Genomic DNA, 20,664 nt, shown 5'->3' with positions numbered 1-20,664 from the left:
ATTGGCAAGCCGCCAAATCGCGCTATAATACGCGCCAACCGATTTTCTGAAATCTGATTTCAAATACCGTTAAAGGATATGCAAATGAGCTTGAATGCAGTGCCAGCGGGCAAATCCCTGCCAGATGATATCTATGTAATCATCGAGATCCCACAGAACCACGATCCTATCAAGTACGAAGTGGACAAGGACAGCGGCGCCCTGTTTGTTGACCGCATCATGACTGCTCCTATGTTCTATCCTTGCAACTACGGTTATGTGAACCAGACTCTGAGCCTGGACGGTGACCCAGTTGACGTGCTGGTACCTACCCAGTACCCACTGCAGCCTGGCAGCGTGATCCGTTGTCGCCCTGTTGGCGTGCTGAAAATGACCGACGAGTCAGGTGAAGATGCCAAAGTGGTTGCCGTTCCTCATGAGAAAGTGTCTAAAGAATACGGCCACATTCAGGACGTGAACGACCTGCCAGCTCTGCTGAAGGCCCAGATCAAGCAGTTCTTCGAACACTACAAGGATCTGGAAGTTGGCAAGTGGGTGAAGGTTGAAAGCTGGGAAGACGCCGCTGCTGCCCGCGAAGAAATCCTCACCAGCGCCGAGCGCTACAACAAGCAAGCCTAATCGGCCTGTTTGCGACATATTGCGTAAAAGCCGACCTCAGGGTCGGCTTTTTTGTGCCTGCCGCCTGGTAACGTGCGCCATACTCACAGTAAAAAGCCGCCCGAGGGCGGCTTTTTGGTCAGGTATTATTACCTTATACCGGCTTAGTCATCATCGCTGGCAACCTGATGGGGGCGCTCGGTCTGATCGACAATCGTCAGCACCGCGGTGTCGCCCACCACGTTACAGGAAGTCAGTACCATATCGATAAGCCTATCCAGCGCGGCCACCAGCGCAAAGGCTTCCACCGGTAAGCCCATCTGGTGGATAAGCACGCCAATCATCACCATGCCGCCGCCGGGTACGCCACCGGCGCCTACAGAAAGCAGGAAGATACTGAATACCAGCGCCGGCAACTGCTCCATGGTAATAGGCATGCCAAAGGCGTTGGCGATAAAGAAAATTGCCACTGTGATGTAGATGGACACGCCGCCCATGTTCATGGTGGCGCCCAGCGGCACCCCAAAACCGGCCACGGCGCGGTTCACCTTGAGTTTTTCGGTGAGGGTTCGCATGGTCACCGGAATGGTGGCATTGGAGCTGGCGGTAGAGAGGGAAAACAGGATTTGCTCCTGGGTTTTCTCGCGAAACACGCTGGCCTTCACCGGGGTAAACAGCTGCACCGCATAAGGGTAGACCACGAAAATCCACAGCAGCAGCAAGCCAAGAATAAGCACCAGATATTCCATCACACTGAGAAATACCCCGGCTTCCAGGGTGGCGCCCAGTTTGAACATCAGTGCGCCAACACCAATGGGCGCCAGATGCATCACCACCGAAATCAGCTTCATCATGATTTTATTGGCGGTTTGGAACGCCGATACGGCGCCGACCACATGCTCACCCAGCGACTTGATGACGCCGCCAAGGAGCAGTGCCATAAAAATCACCTGCAGCATATTACCCGACATAAAGGCCGCCACCGGATTGCGGGGCACTATGTCCACCACCAGCGCCATCAGGCTCGGCAGTTCGGTGGCGGTAATGGCCAGCTCTCCGCCGCCGGTCATGTCCACTCCCTTGCCGGGTTCCAGCAGCAGGGCCACTGTCAGGGCTGCGAATATCGCCACCAGGGTATTGATGATGTAAAAGCCGAAGGTCTTGCCGCCGAGACGGCCGAAACTCGAGAGATCTTTAAGCTCACAGACGCCGCAAACAATGCTGACAAACACCAGCGGCACCACCAGCATCATGATCATGTTGACGAACATGGTGCCAAGGCCAGAGGCGATTTCAACCAGGGTGCCGGAGAAGAAATTGATATCGTGCAGCACGTACTGCACCAGAGTGCCGGACAGGAGTCCGATAGCGAGGCCAAGGAAGATCCTGGCCGACAGAGATTTGAACATAGATTGCATGCCTGTGTTGTTATTGTGTCTGGGGTCTGCTGCCCCGTTCGCTCCCGGATAGTGAAACATGCCAGCCGCAATTTCAACGAAAATGTATGGACACAATCCTGCAACCCTATAACAAGCAGAACATAACTAGCTGAAATTTAAAAGCTATCACTCAAAAGCAGAAATTTCTGCCTTTACACAGATGCAGCCAATTTTACCAATGGCAAACACTTCCAAAACAATCACTTAAAAACAGCCAGTGGATAAAACCAAAAATACAAAGGCTTTCAGTCAATATCGCCATAACGAACACACCTTACTCAGTAATTCTCTGCATCCACCGCCTCAGCCAGCCCAGCACGCCATGTTACAGCCAATAAAAAGGCCACCCTGAGGTGGCCTTGGCAAGACAAGGGGATTAACTGAGCCACAGCTCCACGTCGCGGATAATAAAGTTGCCGGTATACACAGGATGAGGCTCACCCAAAGGCTCCAGTTCGAAGAAGGACTTATGCTCTTCGCTCAGGCCCTCAAAGCCGCCAATCACCTGATAAATCCAGCTTTCTGAATCCCATGGCAGGGCTTTTTCCTGCAGGTATTCCAGCGCCGACTGGCGCTTGCCCGAATCGATTACCGCCACAAAGTAGTCTTCCACATCCTGCTTGAGCGGATTTTCCGGAATATCGAAGTCCTCCGCCGCACTCAGCACCACGCTGGTTTCTGCCGCCTTGGCCGCAGGCTTCAGATCGAGGCGACTGATGGACTTGATGCGCGCCACCATCTCCATGAGTTCCTGCTCCTGGCTCTGGTTATGCACATCCACATGGGCATCGGCCAGCATGGCCTCGGCGCGGTTAAACAGCATGGGCACCTTGCGGTGAGCCACATGATCCATGGGCTCGTAGTCGGGGTGCATATCTGTGTACAAAAGCCAGCCCCTGAGCAGCCGGGTGCGGCCCTGAATTTGCCGGAAGCGGCCAAGCAGCTCCAAAAGCCTTGCCTGCACCACACTGAGCTCCTGAGTACAGTCACTGAGGGTCTCCTGCAGGGTGGTTACCAGCAGTTTTCGAAGCTCACGGATATCAGAGGCAATCTCCCCAAGCTCGCTGAACTGAAACAGCTCCAGGCCATTTAAGAGCTCAGACACCTGGCTTTGGGCCAGTTCGTTCTCGCGGATTTTGGCGCTGATGGTACCGACATAACCGAATTCGTTGTTAATCCGCCCCCACAGCACCCGAATTGAGTAGCGCAGGTTCTCGGTAAAGGCGTACACATGCTCACTGAGATCGGCCAGATACGCCTCGGCGGCGCTGTAATCCGAGTGGCTGCGCGCCTCCTTATAGTGGTCGGCCAGGGTCTTGATGGTGGCAAGCGCCGAGCCTACGTTGGCATTGATCTGGCGATTGCGCTCATCCTTAAGGCCCTCTTCGAGCAGCGCACGCACGCTGCGGGTAAGCCTTAGGCCCTCATCTTCCTCAGGGCGCCACAAAATGCCCGCCTCGGTGAGCTTTTTCAGCACACCGGCATCGGCGTTGGCCTCGTCCACGGCGCCGCTCAGGTACACATCCATCACTGTCTCGGCGTGACGGCCAAGCATCCTCAGCAGCCGCACCCCGGACTGGTGCAGGTTGCTGCTCATATCAGCTCCCTCTGGGTGGCGGTTTCGGCCTGCGCCTCCAGGTTCAGCCCTTCAGTTTCATCAATAAAGCGAATCACTTCATAGAGATAATCAAGCTTTCCCGTGGCGATGTAGATTTGTTTTTCCACGTTGGGGCGGGTCAGGAAGCCAAGCTCCACCAGACGCTTGAACACCAGCTTAAGCTGAGCATCGACGTTGCTTGAAGTGGAGCCGAACAACCGGTACTGGCTGAGTTTGCCAAGCTGCTCGCGAAACGCAGGAGTCTCTTCGATGCGGCCCTGAAGTTCAGTCAAACGCACAGGCGCGCCTTCGGTAAGGGGCGCATCCTGGCCAGAGGCCTCCTGCACCAACACCAGCCACTCCACCAGCGGAATCAGCGCTTGGCAGATGTCTTTAAACTGGCTGGAAATCACCTTGCGCTCGGCTTCACCCAGCTGGGCATAACCGCAGAAAAACACTTCACCCTCGCCAGCGCTGGCAACGGTACGGTTGATTTGATTGAGGTAGGTTTCGATACGCTCGCGCACTGCAGGCGACTTGAGTGCACGCCAGCCGTCTTCGTCAGTCACGCGGCAGATAAACTCGCCCCGCAAAAGCCGCTCAATCAGTGCACCATGACCCACTAAGCCAGTACCAGTTCCTGAAAAGTTTGCGTCAGACATTACACCGCCTCCCTGGAAATACGGCTGGCCAGCTTATCGGCGATGGGGTTGCTCTTGGGCTTCACCACCTGCAGCTTGCGGGTTTGCTTGTTGATGATATAGCGGTTTTTGAACAGGCTCAGCACCTCAGACTCGGGATTCGGGAAGGCCCCCAGCACCGAGATATTGTTGTTCTCGCAGGCATCGAAAATTTTCTTCACGTTGTTGTGGTGCAGGGTGCCCAGTTCGTCGATGGGCCAGTGCACTGTCACCTGGGCCGAGCCCCGCAGCAGGCGGGTAAAGGCCAGCAGGAACTTACACAAAATCAGGTATGCCATACCATGGCTCGAGGATTCATTCAGCTGACGGTCAGTGCGAATAATCAGATCCGAGTTGCCTTCACGCAGGCGCAGCTCGATTTCCAGCAGCTTGGCGATACCGCCACTGAGCGCCGCCTTGCCGATGATATCAAGCGCCCGGCGCATACTGTTGGTGTAATGCTCGTCCGGCAAACCGGCAAAGCCATCGCTCTTCCAGCGACGGAAGGCGGCCACAAACACTTCCAGCTCGGGCCAGAACTCAAGCTCGCTGATCCGCGAGCGAATGCGCACTGCAGATTCAGACACCCCATCGAGGAACAGCTCTTCGCCCACCTCGCGGGTAATGCGGGCACTTTGGGATGCAATACGGCGGTCGATATCGGCCAGCACGTCGTAGAAGGCGGTGAGATCCACCCCGAAAATCCGGCCCTGCTCCCGCAGCGCCATAATCGACTGGGGCACCATCACGTTCAAAAGCTGCTCCAGACTTGGCACCAGCTTGCGGTAATCCAGAATACGGATGCCCTTGTCGTTGATGGAGGTGGCCTCTTCCCGGGCACGCTCCCAGGTTTCGGCAAGGCCAGAGCCCGACTTGGCGGCAATCACGGTATCGAAGTGCTCTACATACTGCTTCACCGAGCCCACCAGATAATCGCGTTTGAGCAGCAACTCTTCACCCTGACGCAGTCGCTCGCCAATGCTGCCCTGGGCCTCATCGTCGGTGGGCGCGAGTTTAAGGTCGGCCAGTTTACGCAGCAATGAGCGCAGCTTGGTGAGGTTTTCCGAGGCTTCCACCTGGGCGGCATCGGAGGCCTTGCGGCCCGACTCCAGTTCGCTGCGCTGGGTTTTCACCTCGCTTGAGAAACGGGCGAGCTGCTGCTCCAGCTCCGACTGGGCGCGGCGCACCTTGGCCAGCTCTTCGGCAAGCCGTGGCTTGCGGCTAAGCCAGGTGTGCTGATACCAGTCTTCGTAGCGCAGTACGTCGGCGCGGCGACCTTCGGCATCGGCAATCCGGCGCTCGAGGGTGCGGATATCGGCCTTGAGGCCCACAATCTTGTCTTCGTCCACACCGCGGGACTTAAGCTCATTTTTATACCACTGCTCACAGGCCTTGGTTTCGGCCTTGGCGTTGGCGCGGCGGCTCTCGATACCCGTCTTGACCGAAGCAATCTGGGCATCCAGTGCGCCCACCACTTCCTGCCAGTAGGCATTCTTTTCCATCCGCGCTTCGAGGGACTCTTCTTTGGTCTCCTCCAGCCAGTCCTGATGGTCGCGGCCAAGCTGCTTTAGCTGATGCTCGATGGTCACCAAACGCTTACCGGCCAGTTGCTTACGCTCGGCCAGTGCCTTGTTGACCCTGTCCTGCTCGGCGCGCTTTTCATCGAACAAACGGCGCAGGTCTTCACGGGCATTTTTAAAGGCGGTGCGGGCAAAGGTGAGTTCGCGGGAGAGTTTTTCCAGCTCGCCGTTGATTGTCACCAGCTGCTCTTCGGCGGCTTCCTGCACTTCGCGGGCACTGCCGAGGGCTTCTTCAGCCTTGGCAAGACGGCTTCTAAGCTCCTGCTCACTCTGGGCATACTCGGGAATATCCAGCGCCTTTAAGTCCAGCCCAATGCCGAACAGGCTATTGCCATCGGCGCCGCTGTTGGCGTTAAAAGGATGCAGATCGGTGCGGTGTAACAGCTCGGGGGCAATCACCTTACCCAGGTGCTCTTCCCAGCCGGGGGCTTCTTTACGCAGAAACTCCAGCAGGGTGTGCGACTGAGGAAAGAGCATGGTCTTGAGCTCGTCCAGAGCATTCTGGCGCTCGCTGACACGGATACTGGCAAGGCGCAGGGCTTCGCTGGCCTGATCGCGGCGGGAGCGCAGACGACGCTCTTCCAGCGCCAGACGCTCCACGTTGGCGTTGCTGGCTTCCTGCTCTTCGTCGGCACGTTCGATGCGCTCATCAAACACCGCCAGATTGAGCTTTTCCTCTTCGGTGTAGGTCACCGCATCCTGGCGCAGCTTTTCTTCAGAGGCTGCGAGCTTCAGCTCATATTCCTCTTCGCGGAAACGATTCTTGCCCGCTTCCAGCTGATCGCGCCAGAACTGCTCGAGTTTCTCAAGATCGCTGCGGGCAGCGGCTGCCTGACGCTCACGGGCGTCGCGCTGCTTATCCAGATCCTGATCCAGCACTTCCAGGTCGCGGTTGAGCTGCTCAACAATCTTGGAGCGGCGGGCGTTATAGGCGGCCTCTACGTCCTGGTGTTTGTCGGTGAGCAGCTTATGGCGCTCGCTTAAGTTTTCAAGGTCGGTGCGCCACAGCGGCAATTGCTCGAGGTCACCCTTGGCGGTTTCGATATCGGCATCGAGGAAGGCACCGTGCTGATCTTCAATCACCTCAAGTTCGTGCTCGAACTTGCTGACATCACCACGGGCGGCGGAGATTTCCTGGTTCAGCTCGTCGCGCTTTTCCTTCCACTCGTCATCGAGCTGGCGCAGGCGGAAGTTGTATTCCTTGGATGCGGTCTGACAGCGCTCCAGGCGCTCGGCCTCCAGCACTTCGTCATCCTTGTAGCCCTTGTGCAGCCCGGCCAGACGCAGCTCGGCAGACAGCAGCTGATTGAACTCCTGCTCCAGCTTGTCGAACTCGGGACGAATTTCTTCAAATCCGGCAATAAGTTGGCACTCGCGGATCCAGTTTTCCACCTGCTGCGGATTGATGCGCGAAGTAGGCGGATTTACGCCGTCTTCTTCCAGAATGGCGGCAATCATGGACTTCACAGTTTCCATCTTGCCTTCTTTGGAGTGCACCGCTTTGGCGAGTTTTTCGATGTGCCTTAGGGTGTGCTCAGCGTCGCACAGGGCAAACTGGCGGGCATAGCTTCTGAGCTCAACCCTGTTGGTGCCGCTCGACAAAAGAGTGCGATCGTTTTGAATAATGGCGCGGTATTCGCGGGTATTGAGCAGATTGGTGTGGGCAATGCCGGCACGTTTCATCTCGCGACCAAGCTCGGCGGCGGTGTGGCACACCAGGGCATCGCCGTTACGGGCCTTCACATAATCGTCCAGCTCGAAGCCCTTGGCGATAAAACGGTAACTGATGCCCTTGCCATCGCCGTTGGAACTTAATACTGCCTGATACAGCATGCCATCGCCGCGGCGATATTCGTAAATGATATAGCTGCTGTCGTGGGGCAGGTACCAGCGCTCAAAACTGTCACGGGTGGAGGGCACCACCCGGCTTGGGTATTCGCCATAAAACACCGGCACCAGTCGCTGCAGTGTGGTCTTGCCCGAGGCATTGGTACCACAGATATTGGTATGGCCGTCGAGGGCCAGCTCGACCACCCCAGGCAGGTGGGTGTCGATAAGCACGATTCGTTGCAAGCTAGACATCTTTATCCTTAAAGCAAAGCGGCCGCAATCTGGCGGCAAGAGGTCGGGATCACGACCAAGGCCCATGGATGGAATACACGCGTTTAGAGGCAAACACCTGAGCGGAGCGAACACACACGGGAAAGGATTATTAAGGTAAAGGAAAGCCCCGTGGATGGCAATCACACGGGGCCTTGAAGCGGCGCCATATCAGGCTTTGTGAGCTGTTTGGCGGGAATTTAAGCCAAGCTATGCGTTACAGGGTAGCGCGGCGCTCTTCGTAGAACTGTGCCATGCCATCGAGGGCGGCTTCATCGAGGGCTCGCAGGCCACTCATCACCAGGGTCTTAACGCCGGTGCCAACCTGCTTGCCGTCGCTGATAAGGGCAAATTCCAGGGTCACGTCGCCGCGCTTGCCATCCACGCTGAGGCGGGCATCGCTGAGTTCCAACGCAACCTGATCGAAATCCAAGGTATTGAGATCGAACGCCATGCTCTCGTAGATCACCAGTGGACGGTCGGGGTTAATCATGACCCCGTGTTCACGCATCATGGGCACCAGCACATGAATAAAGTTAAGCCCGGAGAAAGACACGTAGCTGCGCACGAAAGACTCGATTTGGGCCTCGCAGCGGCTCACATCGCCCTGGCGGCTGACACTGAGGTAAGTCTTATCGCGGCTGTCACAGATGGGGAAGCTGTCGCCCATCTCGGCCGGGAAGTTCAGGCACACGCCCTCGCCCACCATGCCTTCGAACTTGAATTGCATTTTCTGGCTCAGGCCATAGTGGCTCAGCACCAGCGCAAACAAAAGGTCGCCTGGCACACAAAAGCGCTTGGCACTTTCGTCGTGAATAGGGTTGAAATCTTCTGCGACCCGCTTGGCAAACTCGCTGGCCTGAAAAGGAGAAATCGTTACAGTTTCATCAGTTTGAGTAAAAAAAGGCTCGAGAAACATAGGCAGTGATACACCTGAAATCTTGTTGTGTCGTTTTTTTAGGCCAAGCAGTCTACCTCAATTATGACAATTAACTCACCCGATGACTTGCACCAGTAAGCAACACCTGCGACAGCGGCGAGATAAAAGGCTTTGACAGCAAGGTTTTACCTTTTTATTACAAAGGTAAAGAAATCGGAAATTAAGCTAGTCTTAAGCACCTTTACCTAACCTCCCGCTGCAAATGATAACCATTGTCATTATCATAAAAGGGAGAAACCATGACCACCATCGCCAAGCCAGCTATCAAGCTGAGCCTGCTGTCCAGCGCCCTGCTGGCAAGCTTTACCGCCACGGCAACCGCCAATGCCGACATCGAGCAGATCAGCATTTTCGGTAAAAAGAACCCCATCAACACAGTGCCGGGCAGTGCCCATCAGCTAAGCCAGGAAGAGCTGGATACCTTCAAGTATTCCGACATCATGCGCACCCTGGCCTCGGTGCCCGGGGTCTATATTCAGGAAGAAGAAGGCTATGGTCTGCGCCCCAATCTTGGCATGCGCGGCACGGGTCAGAACCGCTCAGAAAAAATCACCGTGATGGAAGATGGCGTGCTGGCAGCACCGGCGCCTTATGCTTCACCGGCGGCCTATTACTTCCCAACCTCAGGTCGCATGCAGCAAATTGAAGTGCTCAAAGGCTCTTCTACCGTGAAATACGGCCCGCGCACCACCGGCGGCGTGGTAAACATGGTTTCCCGCCAAATTCCTGATGCCGAACTGGCTGGCGCATTCGATGTGGCCCTGGGTCAGGACGGTTACGGCAAGCTGCACGCCCACGCCGGTGGTCAGGGCGAACGCATTGGTGCTGTGACCGAAGTGTACCGTTATCAGGCCGACGGTTTTCGCGACATCAACGGCGTTGGCGGTGACACAGGTTTTGTGAAAAACGATCTGCTGGCCAAAGTGGCCATCGACAGCGCTAAAGATGCCAAATACGCCCAGCGTCTGGAACTCAAACTCAAGTACGCCGATGAAGTCTCCAACGAGACCTACATGGGTCTGACCGATGCCGACTACGCAGCCAAGCCATTCAGCCGCTATTCGGCCTCGCAAAAAGATGAAATGACCACTGAGCACAAGCAGCTGCAACTGAGCCATATCATCGACTTTGGCAGCAGTGTCAGCCTCGCCACCACCGCCTATTACAACGACTTCAAACGTAACTGGTACAAAGCCGACAAGGTTGACGGCAAGAGCCTGTCCAAGGGTGGCATTGACGCCGCCAGCGCCTTCGATGCCAACCCTGAAGGGGCGATTGATGTCAGCGTGAAGGCCAGCAACCGTGGTTATCTGTCTCAGGGTATCCAGACCGAACTGGGGCTGCTGCTTGGCGATCACCAGTTGGATATCGGCCTGCGCCTGCATCAGGACGAGATGGACCGCTTCCAGTGGGCCGACACCTACAGCCTGGATGTCAATCAGCACATGAGCCTGACCAAGGCCGGTGTACCGGGTACCGACTCCAACCGCATCGACAGCGCCGAAGCCATTTCGGCCTACGTACAGGACAGATTCACCCTGGGCGCCTTTACGCTCACCGCCGGTGTGCGCTACGAAGATGTGACCGTAGAGCGTGAAGACTGGGGCAAAGCCAACCCAGGCCGCAACGGCGAAGGAAAGCTCAACGAAAACAGCTTCTCGGCACTGCTGCCGTCGCTGTCTGCCACCTGGCAGCTGACCGACAACACCCTGCTGCTGGCCGGTGTGCAAAAGGGCTTTGCCCCTGCCGCCCCTGGCAACACTGAGGGCCAGGAAGAAGAGAGCTGGAACTACGAGGCGGGAGCCCGCTTTGTGAACGGCAACTTCAATGCCGAAGCCATCGCTTTCTATGGCGATTACAGCAACATGCATGGCAACTGCACCGCCGCTCAGGGCTGTGATGAAGACAAGCTGGACAACCAGTACAACGCCGGCGAAGTAGTGGTGAAAGGGCTGGAATTGTCAGCTGGTCACCAATTCAGCACCGAAGGCGCTCTGAGCTTCCCGGTGAAACTGGCGTACACCTACACCAGCACCGAGTTCCAGAACAGTTTCGACTCTGAGTTTGAAACCTGGGGTTCGGTACAGGTGGGTGACGAGTTCAGCTACACCCCCAGGCATCAGCTATACCTGAGCGCCGGCATCAGCGCCGAGCAGTGGCAGCTGACCCTGGCCGGCCGCTATACCTCGGATATGCGCGCCACTGCGGGTCAGGGTGAGATTGGCGCCGATGACCTGATTGCCGCCAAGACTCTGGTTGATCTGTCCGGTCGCTACTTTATTGATAAGCAGCAGGAAGTTTACCTGACAGTGGACAATTTGCTGGATGAAACCTACATGACCACCCGCGCCCATGGCTCGGTGTTTTCAGGTAAACCCAGAAGTATTACCGTTGGTTATTCCTACAAGTTCTAAGAATAAATCTTAATATTCCTAAGGCGGCTTACATTAAGCCGCCTTTTTCATGCCTTAAATTTATATCTTAAAAATCAATTAATTGGATATTAATCACTGAACGAAAAAAAATCATTACAAATCAGACCACTTTACTTTTGCTTTACGTTTGTTGATCTGGATCATTAATCCCAATGCGAATCGTTTGCATTTGTTAAATCAGTTGTTAGAATCCGCTGCGTGCTTAACCCTCAGATAATAAAACGGGAAAGGGAAATGATGAAAAAGACTCTGATCGCCAGCGCCCTGCTGGGTCTGTTCGCCAGCCAAACTGCCATGGCCTCTGACGAAACCGCCGAACTGCGCAAAGTAATTGAACAGCAGCAACAGGTTCTGAAAGATCTCGAAAAGCGCCTGGAAGAGACCGAAAAGCGTGTTGAGCAGACTGCCGATGCAGCCGAAGCCAATGCCAGCGCCAAGAGCGCCACCACCATCGGCGGCTACGGTGAACTGCACTACAACAACATGTCCAACAAGGATGCCCAAATCGACTTCCACCGTTTTGTGCTGTTCTTTGGTCACGAGTTTTCCAGCAAGACCCGTTTCTTCTCTGAAGTCGAAGTTGAGCACGTAATTGCCTCTCACGATGACAAAGGCGAAGTAGAACTGGAGCAGGCTTACATCGAACACGACTTCAGCGATGCCCTGACAGGTAAAGCAGGTCTGTTCCTGGTTCCTGTGGGTCTTATCAACGAAACCCACGAGCCACCTGCATTTTACGGTGTAGAACGTAATCCGGTTGAGAAAGACATTATCCCGGCGACCTGGTGGGAAGGTGGTTTGGCTCTGAACATCAAGGCTGCACCAGGCCTGGCATTCGATGCCGCCGTGACCTCAGGTCTGAAAGTGGAAGAAAACTTCAAGGTGCGTAATGGTCGTCAGAAAGTGTCTGAAGCCAGCGCCGAAGCCCTGGCTTACACCGGCCGCGTGAAGTACACAGGTGTACCTGGCCTGGAGCTCGCTGCCACTGCCCAGTACCAGAGCGACCTGACTCAGGGCGATGCCTCCCTCGGTGAAGAAGCTGCTGCCACCCTGCTGGAAGCTCATGCCGTTTACAATATCGGTGACTTTACCGTTAAGGCACTGTACGCCCAGTGGGATATCGATGGCGCAGAAGCAGAAATGCTTGGTCGTGACAGCCAAAAAGGTTGGTACGTAGAGCCTTCTTACCGTATCAATGAGCAATTTGGTGTGTTTGCCCGTTACAACGAGTGGGACAACGAAGCCGGTGACAACACTGACAGCAAGAAGAAAGTAACCTCTGTGGGTGTGAACTACTGGATCCATGAAAATGTCGTGCTGAAGGCCGACTACGAGAATCAGAGCGGCGTCCTGGATGCCGATGGCTTCAACCTCGGTGTTGGCTACCAGTTCTGATGCAAGTAGATAGAGGGGGCGTCAGCCCCCTTTTACCTGAGTGACGGCATAACCATGAAGAAATACCTGCTGACCCTGTTGGCCTGCTGGCCCTTGTTGGGGCACGCCGAAACCAGCTTTCAGAGTAATGAAGGCTTTATCGCCGATGCGCTGGGCTCGGTTCCCAAGGCCAGTGTGTTGTGGCTGGATGATACCCAGAAGGCCAACATCGAGAACATTCTTGCCCACGCCTACAACAAACTCAGAGTAAGGTACTGGCGCGATGGGGCACAGACAGTGTGGGTCCTGGACGAAATCGGTAAAGAATCTCCCATCACTGTTGGTATCCACATCGCCAACCAACAGATAGTCAAAACCAAGGTACTGGTATACCGGGAAAGTCGCGGTGATGAGGTCAGGCATGATTTCTTTACCAACCAATTCAAATCGGCGACACTGACGCCCTCCCTTGAACTGGATCGCAGTATCGATGGCATCACGGGGGCAACCCTGTCGGTAAGAGCCCTGACCAAGTTGTCCCGGATAGCCCTGTATCTGGATGCTGCCGTGCAAAAGACCCCATAACGGATGACTCGACGCCTTTCGAATACTGCCGGTAAACAACTCGGTCACCGGCTGCGCAAACAAATCCGCCCCTGGCACAGACGCATCGGCATTGTCGGTGGCCTGTTTTTGTTACTGTTGACCGTAACCGGCGTACTGATAAATCACGCCGACGACGCAGGGCTTGGGCACGCCAGGGTGCGTTTGCCCTGGTTATTGGATTATTACGGGATTCAACTCCCCTCCCATAGCGCGCAATTTGGCGACTACGGCATCACAGATAATTTGCTGTGGCACCACGGTACCATGGTGCTGGAAGCCAAATATCCCCTCATCGCCGCAACCCAATGGCACAATCAAACCATCGCCATTGATGCCGAAAACCTGTATCTCCTCAATGATGATGACCAATTGGTAGAAACCCAGAATAAAGCCACCGGGCTACCTGTACCGCTTAAGGCCATGGCCATCGAAGGTGAATCCCAGCTGTGGCTGAGTGGCGAAAATGGGCAATATCTTGCGGATGAAGACCTGATTGAGTGGCAACGCACTACGTCATTTGCGCCATTGCATTGGCTTGAAGGCAAGGCCGCTGAACAACAGTTACTGGAGGATGCCCGCAGCGCACACCTGCACTGGGAACGGGTATTGCTTGACCTGCATGCTGGCCGGATATTGGGTCCATGGGGCGTCTGGCTTTGGGACCTGCTCGCCCTTGGCTTTGTATTTTTGTCTTTGAGCGGCCTTTACATCTGGATAAGCCAGCAACCCAAACACAAATAAACCCCGCCGCAGATAAAAAAAGACCCGGCATAAGCCGGGTAAAGCAACTGGGCTAAAGCACAGTAACCCAATTGAGGCAATGAAATGGGGTTGAGGGGTTAGGCAACCTTTGCCGGACGCGCAAACCAGCGACGCCACAGTGAAGGCTTAACGGCTTCCTGCGCATCAGGGGCAGGCGTTGCTGTCATCCACATACTGCTGACCCACATACTGCGATAGGCTTTCATCAAAATTCCTCCAAAGCTGAGATGCAGCTCAAGGTATCTCCCGGCCATCAATAAGTAAAATGAATCTATTCCATCGCTTCCATTCCATATTGGCATGAACATTCCAATCAAGAACTTGCACTGTTTTGTGACCCTTGCCGAGACCGGCAGTTTTACCCGCGCGGCCGAAAAACTGCACCTGACTCAGCCCACACTGAGCAAGATGCTGCAACGACTGGAAGACCATTGGCAGCAGCAGCTCATCATCCGCACCAATCAAAAGCTGTCACTGACCCAGGCGGGCGAACTCTTACTTGAACACGCCAGAGAAATTCTGGGGCAGTGGCATTTATTGGAAGAAGACTTATCAAACCTTCGCGGGGTACAAAGGGGATACTTACGTCTGGGCGTGTGTCCCATGATGAGCAGCCTGGTGATTGAACTCCTTACCGCATTTCGTGCCAGGTATCCCGGGGTCAGATTGGAGATGTTCGAGTACGGGGGCTTCGGCTGTGAGAAGGCACTGCTGGCAAACAATCTGGATATTGCCTTTACCGCCCTGCCCGCAACCCACGCCGATGAACTGACCGCGCAGCCGTTGACGGCTTATCCCCTGCTCGCATGCCTGCCGGCAGGCCACAAGCTTGCGAACAAAGCCGCCCTCGACTGGTGCGACTTTGGCTCCCATCCCTTTATCATGTACAACCAGGATTTTGCGCTGGCAAAGCTGCTCGACAGCCTGGCAAGAAATGCCGGAGTAGAGCTGAATGTGGCCTATCGCAGTGGCCAGTGGGACTTTTTGGCAAGCATGGTGGAAGCCAATATGGGGCTGGCCATACTGCCCGCCCCCATTTGTGAAAAATTAACCGACAAGTCGCTCTGTTTCAGGCCATTGAGTGGCGGCCATACGTGGGATCTGGCACTCATCTGGCGCAGTCATCTGCACCTGACCCCTGCGGCGGCTGCCTTTCTGGCCCTCAGTCGTGATAGGGGCCGAGCCACTGCGCATCCGGGGGCAGAATAAGCAGATTACACCTGAGTTTGTGCACCAACTGCTCTGCTGTGCTGCCAATGGAGGCACCGAATATGCCCTCCCTTTGGCGTGCTCCCATCACCAGGTATTGGGCTTTTAAACTGCTGCTGAGCTGATAGAGGCACTGGGCAGGGTCCCCGGCAACCACATGGACCTGCTCCGGTGGCAGGCCAAATTGCGCCAGCGTATCCCGGTGCTTTTCATGGGCTGCGATAAGGATTTCATGGGGAGTAATGATATCGAGCTCCCGCAGTACCCTGGGCACCCGCACCACACAGGCGAGGTGCAAAGGGAGATTAAGCGCACTGGCAAGGCGCTGTCCCTGTTCCAGCACCAGTCGATTGAGAAGCTGTTTATCAGCACTGGTCGCATCCAGGTCGACCGCCATCAGTACCAGCCGCCCCCGCGCGAGGGGATTGGCGGTGAGCAGCATCAGCGGCACCTTGGTATGCCTGATAAGCTGCCAATCTTCGGGCTCCGGTGATTCGGCGCCTTCGATACCCTTTATCATCAACGAATAGCCCTGGCGGGCCGCCTGGGGAAGTGCATGCTCGTGCAGGCGCTTACTCCACACCGCCTCATAAGCCACATCCTGCCGTTGCAGTGTGGCCAACGCTGTCTCCAGCTCATCATGGAGGCATTCGAGTAGCCGTTGTCGCGCAGCGCCTGCCAGGCGGGGATTATAGTACTCGGCACCGGAAAAATAGGCATGCCCATAGGCGTAAACCTTGGGTGTAAGTGCCATTGCATCGGCGATTTCCAGCGCCGTTTGCAATGTTGCGGTTGATTGACCATCCTGTCCGACAATCACAAAGACCTTGCTCATCAAGAGTCCCTCCTTTAAATAGGGTCTTTTGACACCAGTCTAAGCCGCCATGCTTGATTCAAACTGAATAACCCAAATTACAGGCATAAAAAAACCCGCCATATGGGCGGGTTTTTATGGACCGAAGTATTAATTACTTCTTGGCAGCGTTCTTGGCCTTGGTCTCAGCAATTACAGTCTCAGCCACGTTGGCAGGACAGGTGTAGTAGTGAGAGAACTCCATGGAGAACTGACCACGACCAGAAGTCATGGTACGCAGGTGACCGATGTAACCGAACATTTCGGCCAGCGGTACGTCTGCCTTAACGCGTACGCCAGTCAGACCAGCTTCCTGATCCTTGATCATACCGCGACGACGGTTCAGGTCACCGATTACGTCACCTACGTGATCGTCTGGAGTGAACACGTCAACCTTCATGATAGGCTCGAGCAGCTGTGGCTTGGCCTTAGGCATGGACTGACGGAATGCACCTTTAGCGGCGATTTCGAACGCGATGGCAGAGGAGTCAACTGCGTGGTAGGCACCGTCGAACAGCTCAACTTCAACGTCCAGTACTGGGAAGCCAGCCAGAGGGCCTTGACCCATCATTTCTTCGAAGCCTTTCTCTACGGCAGGCCAGAATTCACGAGGTACGTTACCACCTACTACAGCTGACTTGAAGCTGAAGCCGGTACCTGGCTCACCAGGACGGATGCGGTAGTCAATCTTACCGTACTGACCAGAACCACCAGACTGCTTCTTGTGAGTGTAGCTGTCTTCGATGGCGGCAGTGATGGTCTCACGGTAGGCTACCTGTGGAGCACCTACAGTCAGCTCAACGCCGAAAGTACGCTTCAGGATGTCTACCTTGATGTCCAGGTGCAGTTCACCCATACCTTTCAGGATGGTGTCACCGGTTTCCTGGTCGGTTTCAACCTGGAATGATGGATCTTCAGCAACCATCTTACCCAGAGCAACGCCCAGCTTCTCAGAAGCACCTTTGTCCTTCGGAGTCACAGCAATAGAGATTACTGGCGTTGGGAAGATCATAGGTTCGAGAGTACATTCGTGCTTAGGATCACACAGGGTGTGACCGGTCTGAACGTTCTTCATACCCACAACGGCAATGATGTCACCAGCCTGGGCAGAGTCGATTTCGTTACGATCGTTGGCGTGCATTTCCACCATACGGCCGATACGTTCAGTTTTACCGGTAGCAGAGTTCAGGATGGTGTCACCCTTCTTCATCTTACCAGAGTAGATACGTACGAAGGTCAGGGCGCCGAAACGGTCATCCATGATCTTGAACGCCAGAGCGCGCAGTGGCTCGTCTACAGAAACGGTAGCAACTTCGCCAGTCTCTTCACCAGTGTCTGGGTTGGTCAGAGGCTGAGGCTCAACTTCAGTTGGAGAAGGCAGGTAGTCAACTACGGCATCCAGTACCAGCTGCATACCTTTGTTCTTGAACGCAGAGCCGCAGAAGGTGGGGAAGAAAGACAGGTTGATGGTACCCTTACGGATACAACGCTTCAGGTCTTCGATAGAAGGCTCTTCACCTTCCATGTAAGCTTCCATCAGGTCGTCGTCCTGCTCAACGGCAGTCTCAACCAGCATTTCACGGTATTCTTCAACCAGGTCTACCATGTCGGCAGGAACGTCGGTCACAGTGTAGTTTTCTGGCAGACCAGAATCATCCCACACGAAAGCCTGACGGTTCAGTACGTCTACAACGCCTGTGAATTCGTCTTCGCGGCCGATAGGCAGAGTCATTACCAGCGGGTTGGCAGCCAGTACTTTCTTAACCTGACCAACTACGCGCAGGAAGTCGGCACCGATACGGTCCAGCTTGTTTACGAAGATCAAACGAGCTACTTCAGACTCGTTGGCATAACGCCAGTTGGTTTCTGATTGTGGTTCTACACCGCCGCTACCGCAGAATACACCGATACCGCCGTCCAGAACCTTCAGAGAACGATAAACTTCAACTGTGAAGTCAACGTGACCGGGGGTGTCGATTACGTTAAAGCGGTGACCTTTCCAGAAACAGGTGGTGGCAGCAGACTGAATGGTAATACCACGCTCTGCTTCCTGATCCATGAAGTCCATGGTAGAAGCGCCATCGTGAACTTCGCCCAGTTTGTGGATTTTACCGGTCAGCTTGAGGATACGCTCGGTGGTCGTGGTTTTACCCGCGTCAACGTGAGCGAAAATACCAATGTTTCTGTATTTTGATAAATCGGTCATGATTCAACTTTTTTGCTTGGTTTATAAAAGTAGACGGAGTATGCCACAAAAAAGCAGCAGACCACACATCAGGATTTGAGGCGCATATTGTAATTGGGAAGGGCGTCGGGCGCAAACTGCTTAGACGTTTTTTAGCTGACAAAACAGCAGCTACAGAGTTAGCTGGGCCAAAAACGGTTAAAAATCAACCTTGAAGCAGTTTATCTCTGGCAAATAAATTCGCTGTTTTTTTGCACGGACACCGAGTTAAGCTGCCGTTGCCATGGCGGTTTTTTTTGTTCAGGCTGCACCGGAAGAAATCCTGCCAATGCGAAAACTCCCCCGCCCCTGCTCCTTGACCTCATACATGGCAACGTCTGCGGCCTCAAGCAGCGCCTCCAGGGTATGGCCGTGGTGGGGATAAATGGCAATCCCCACGCTGGCGCCCACTTCGCAGGAAAGACTGCCCCGAATGGCTACCGGCCTGGATATCTGAACCAATATTTCCTGGGCAAGTTGACGCAGCTTGTTGTAATCCTCATCAACATCGGGAATGCCAATCAGAAACTCATCGCCGCCCCAACGAATGGTAATACCCTTGTCTGCCAGCTTCACCAGGCGTTCGGCAACGGTTTTCAATACAGAATCACCGGCTTCGTGGCCATAGATATCATTCACAGGTTTGAATTTATCCAAATCAATCAGCAGCATGCCCATCAGCGTCCTGGTTTGATCGGCTTTTCGCATCATATCAACCAACAGGCGTTCACCTGAGCGGCGATTTTTAAGCTGGGTTAAAGGGTCATGCTCGGCTTCAAACCGAATCATTCGTTCCCGATAGGTGCGTTCAGTGATGTCGTACATCATCACTTCGATCAGCGTCTGAGTGCTGTCCTCCACTTTGGAAAACAGGCAATGGACCCATTTGAGTTGGTCGCTTTGCTGACTTCGCAGTTGCAGCTCCATTTCCACGTGATTGAGATTTGCGTTCCCTCTTAGCTCATCAAAAAAACGCGCTAATTCGGCTTCTTCTTCGAACCAGTGGCTGAGGGCCGGTTGGTTTTCGATGGATTCAGTACCACACAAACGCTGGAATGCCTCGTTGGCAACGAGCACATGATTGCCTGGGTCTATCAAGCAAATACCGGCGCTGGCTCTTTCAAAAATGAGCCGGAATTTACGCTCAAGCAGCTCTGTCCTTTGCCGCAAGCTGCGCTCTTTTTCGATGGATTGATTCAGGTTGGCCACCAGCTGATTGATTCCCCGCACCAGGCTGCCTATTTCATCCTGAGCATGGTATTTGGGCACGCTGAGCGGGTTTTTGTCACCGGGCTTGATATTCTCAAAGTTCGAGGTCAGGCGATTTAACGGCGCTGTCAGGGTTTTATGCACCAACAGGGAAACCAGCAGAGCAATCAACGCCGATTGAAGCACCAACATCCACGCTTGTTTGAGTGCAACCTCGGTCGCCCTCGATTGGATGTATTCGTTATTTGGCAGCAATCTGAGCTTGCCCAGCACTTCACCGGCAAAGAACGGATGGGGAATATCGAATTCCAGCACCTGCAGCACATCATCTGCGACAAAACCCCTGGAACTCACCCAGTCGCCGCTGTCTGCAGTAAGTAAAGCGCCAGCCACCAGGTCATTGACCTCAAGACCCTCAACGATTTCTTTACCCAGTTCCACGTCCTTGACGTAAAGCGCAACTGAGGCCGTTTTTTGCACCGTTAAGGCGATTTGCCCAAGTTGATTTTTGACTTCCCTGAGCTTGGTTTCCCTGGCATCCCAGAAAAAATAGAGGCAGGCGACCACCGCCGCGAGAAAGGCTCCCAGCGCAATGGCAACGGCAACTTTGACATAAAGCTTCTGGCGATTAGGGATCAAATTTGTATACCACCTTTAATGCCGGGTCCAGTTCGGTGCTTTTGACAAAAGTAATACCCGAGGGGGTACTGTTCATCAGCTCAAGTAAAGCTTGCCGTTGGTCTACTTCCCTGGGTTGTGTGACCCGCGCAGAAAACTGTAATCGAGCCCAGTAACTGCTTACCTGTGCCAGACTGCGATTGACCAGCTGCCGGTAAAATAGTGCCCGGGTCTCGGTGTCGCTGCTGTTATCGAATACCGTGACCTTGTTTCCGTCCGGAAAAGCTCGGTCGCGCCCCATAAAAATATCGACCACTTCATGATGGCTCAAATTTTCAATACCGTTTTTCGCATTCACCACCACATACAGGGAATCGTCTGCCCTGGCTGGAAAGAATACGAGTAACCAAGCTATCAAACTGATTATTAATATTTTCATAG

The 20,664-nt window shown here is 54.5% G+C and carries 16 protein-coding genes; 6 read left to right on the top strand and 10 right to left on the bottom strand.

The genetic code is table 11. The features are described 5' to 3' along the window. The first annotated feature begins 84 nt into the window (after positions 1 to 84). Positions 85 to 618: an inorganic diphosphatase gene (ppa, locus tag K0H79_RS03035; RefSeq protein ID WP_126165766.1), complete on the top strand. Its 534-nt coding sequence runs from the start codon at positions 85 to 87 to the stop codon at positions 616 to 618. A 143-nt stretch (positions 619 to 761) separates the two neighbouring features. Here the strand turns inward: ppa and K0H79_RS03030 are convergent, their stop codons facing one another. The 5 genes from K0H79_RS03030 to K0H79_RS03010 form a co-directional block, all read right to left on the bottom strand. Next, positions 762 to 2,006 carry a dicarboxylate/amino acid:cation symporter gene (locus K0H79_RS03030; protein ID WP_220077266.1) on the bottom strand — a complete coding sequence of 415 codons (1,245 nt, stop codon included), beginning with the start codon at positions 2,004 to 2,006 and terminating at the stop codon, positions 762 to 764. Between the two features lie 406 nt (positions 2,007 to 2,412). Beyond that, positions 2,413 to 3,633 (bottom strand): phosphoenolpyruvate carboxylase, encoded by a 1,221-nt coding sequence (locus K0H79_RS03025; protein ID WP_220077265.1) that lies wholly within the window; start codon positions 3,631 to 3,633, stop codon positions 2,413 to 2,415. Beyond that, a complete protein-coding gene (locus K0H79_RS03020; protein ID WP_220066724.1) occupies positions 3,630 to 4,295 on the bottom strand; it encodes a hypothetical protein in 666 nt (221 codons plus the stop codon). The genes K0H79_RS03025 and K0H79_RS03020 overlap by 4 nt, the downstream gene beginning before the upstream one ends. Beyond that, positions 4,295 to 7,975, bottom strand: a complete 3,681-nt coding sequence (locus tag K0H79_RS03015; RefSeq protein ID WP_220066723.1) for an ATP-binding protein — start codon at positions 7,973 to 7,975, stop codon at positions 4,295 to 4,297. The genes K0H79_RS03020 and K0H79_RS03015 overlap by 1 nt, the downstream gene beginning before the upstream one ends. A gap of 235 nt (positions 7,976 to 8,210) precedes the next feature. Further along, complete coding sequence (locus K0H79_RS03010) at positions 8,211 to 8,912, bottom strand: DUF3581 domain-containing protein (RefSeq protein WP_220066722.1); 702 nt, start codon at positions 8,910 to 8,912, stop codon at positions 8,211 to 8,213. 260 nt (positions 8,913 to 9,172) lie between these two features. Between K0H79_RS03010 and K0H79_RS03005 the strand changes: the two genes are divergently transcribed. The 4 genes from K0H79_RS03005 to K0H79_RS02990 all read left to right on the top strand — a co-directional run bounded on the left by K0H79_RS03005 (position 9,173) and on the right by K0H79_RS02990 (position 14,089). After that, entirely contained in the window at positions 9,173 to 11,347 is a 2,175-nt protein-coding gene (locus K0H79_RS03005; RefSeq protein ID WP_220077264.1) for a TonB-dependent receptor domain-containing protein, read from the top strand. Between the two features lie 258 nt (positions 11,348 to 11,605). Further along, positions 11,606 to 12,763: a porin gene (locus K0H79_RS03000; protein WP_220077263.1), complete on the top strand. Its 1,158-nt coding sequence runs from the start codon at positions 11,606 to 11,608 to the stop codon at positions 12,761 to 12,763. 54 nt (positions 12,764 to 12,817) lie between these two features. Further along, positions 12,818 to 13,327 (top strand): FMN-binding protein, encoded by a 510-nt coding sequence (locus tag K0H79_RS02995; RefSeq protein WP_220077262.1) that lies wholly within the window; start codon positions 12,818 to 12,820, stop codon positions 13,325 to 13,327. Positions 13,328 to 13,330: 3 nt separating this feature from the next. Next, complete coding sequence (locus K0H79_RS02990) at positions 13,331 to 14,089, top strand: PepSY domain-containing protein (protein WP_220077261.1); 759 nt, start codon at positions 13,331 to 13,333, stop codon at positions 14,087 to 14,089. 98 nt (positions 14,090 to 14,187) lie between these two features. Here the strand turns inward: K0H79_RS02990 and K0H79_RS19270 are convergent, their stop codons facing one another. After that, a complete protein-coding gene (locus K0H79_RS19270) occupies positions 14,188 to 14,316 on the bottom strand; it encodes a hypothetical protein (protein WP_258405465.1) in 129 nt (42 codons plus the stop codon). 94 nt (positions 14,317 to 14,410) lie between these two features. Between K0H79_RS19270 and K0H79_RS02985 the strand changes: the two genes are divergently transcribed. Next, positions 14,411 to 15,319 carry a LysR substrate-binding domain-containing protein gene (locus K0H79_RS02985; RefSeq protein WP_220077260.1) on the top strand — a complete coding sequence of 303 codons (909 nt, stop codon included), beginning with the start codon at positions 14,411 to 14,413 and terminating at the stop codon, positions 15,317 to 15,319. Here the strand turns inward: K0H79_RS02985 and K0H79_RS02980 are convergent. The 4 genes from K0H79_RS02980 to K0H79_RS02965 form a co-directional block, all read right to left on the bottom strand. Continuing rightward, on the bottom strand, positions 15,273 to 16,154 hold the full coding sequence (locus K0H79_RS02980) for a universal stress protein (RefSeq protein ID WP_220077259.1): 882 nt from the start codon (positions 16,152 to 16,154) through the stop codon (positions 15,273 to 15,275). The genes K0H79_RS02985 and K0H79_RS02980 overlap by 47 nt on opposite strands. A gap of 133 nt (positions 16,155 to 16,287) precedes the next feature. Continuing rightward, positions 16,288 to 18,378 (bottom strand): elongation factor G, encoded by a 2,091-nt coding sequence (fusA, locus tag K0H79_RS02975; RefSeq protein WP_220066715.1) that lies wholly within the window; start codon positions 18,376 to 18,378, stop codon positions 16,288 to 16,290. Between the two features lie 279 nt (positions 18,379 to 18,657). Next, positions 18,658 to 20,244: a diguanylate cyclase domain-containing protein gene (locus K0H79_RS02970; protein ID WP_220077258.1), complete on the bottom strand. Its 1,587-nt coding sequence runs from the start codon at positions 20,242 to 20,244 to the stop codon at positions 18,658 to 18,660. Continuing rightward, positions 20,234 to 20,662: a hypothetical protein gene (locus K0H79_RS02965; RefSeq protein WP_220077257.1), complete on the bottom strand. Its 429-nt coding sequence runs from the start codon at positions 20,660 to 20,662 to the stop codon at positions 20,234 to 20,236. Before K0H79_RS02965 ends, K0H79_RS02970 begins: the two co-directional genes overlap by 11 nt. Positions 20,663 to 20,664 lie beyond the last annotated feature (2 nt).

This window comes from Shewanella sp. FJAT-52076 (assembly GCF_019457455.1).
Lineage (GTDB): Bacteria > Pseudomonadota > Gammaproteobacteria > Enterobacterales > Shewanellaceae > Shewanella > Shewanella zhangzhouensis.
The sequence above is the reverse complement of the archived record's forward strand: the minus strand, read 5'-3'. Positions and strand labels throughout refer to the sequence as shown.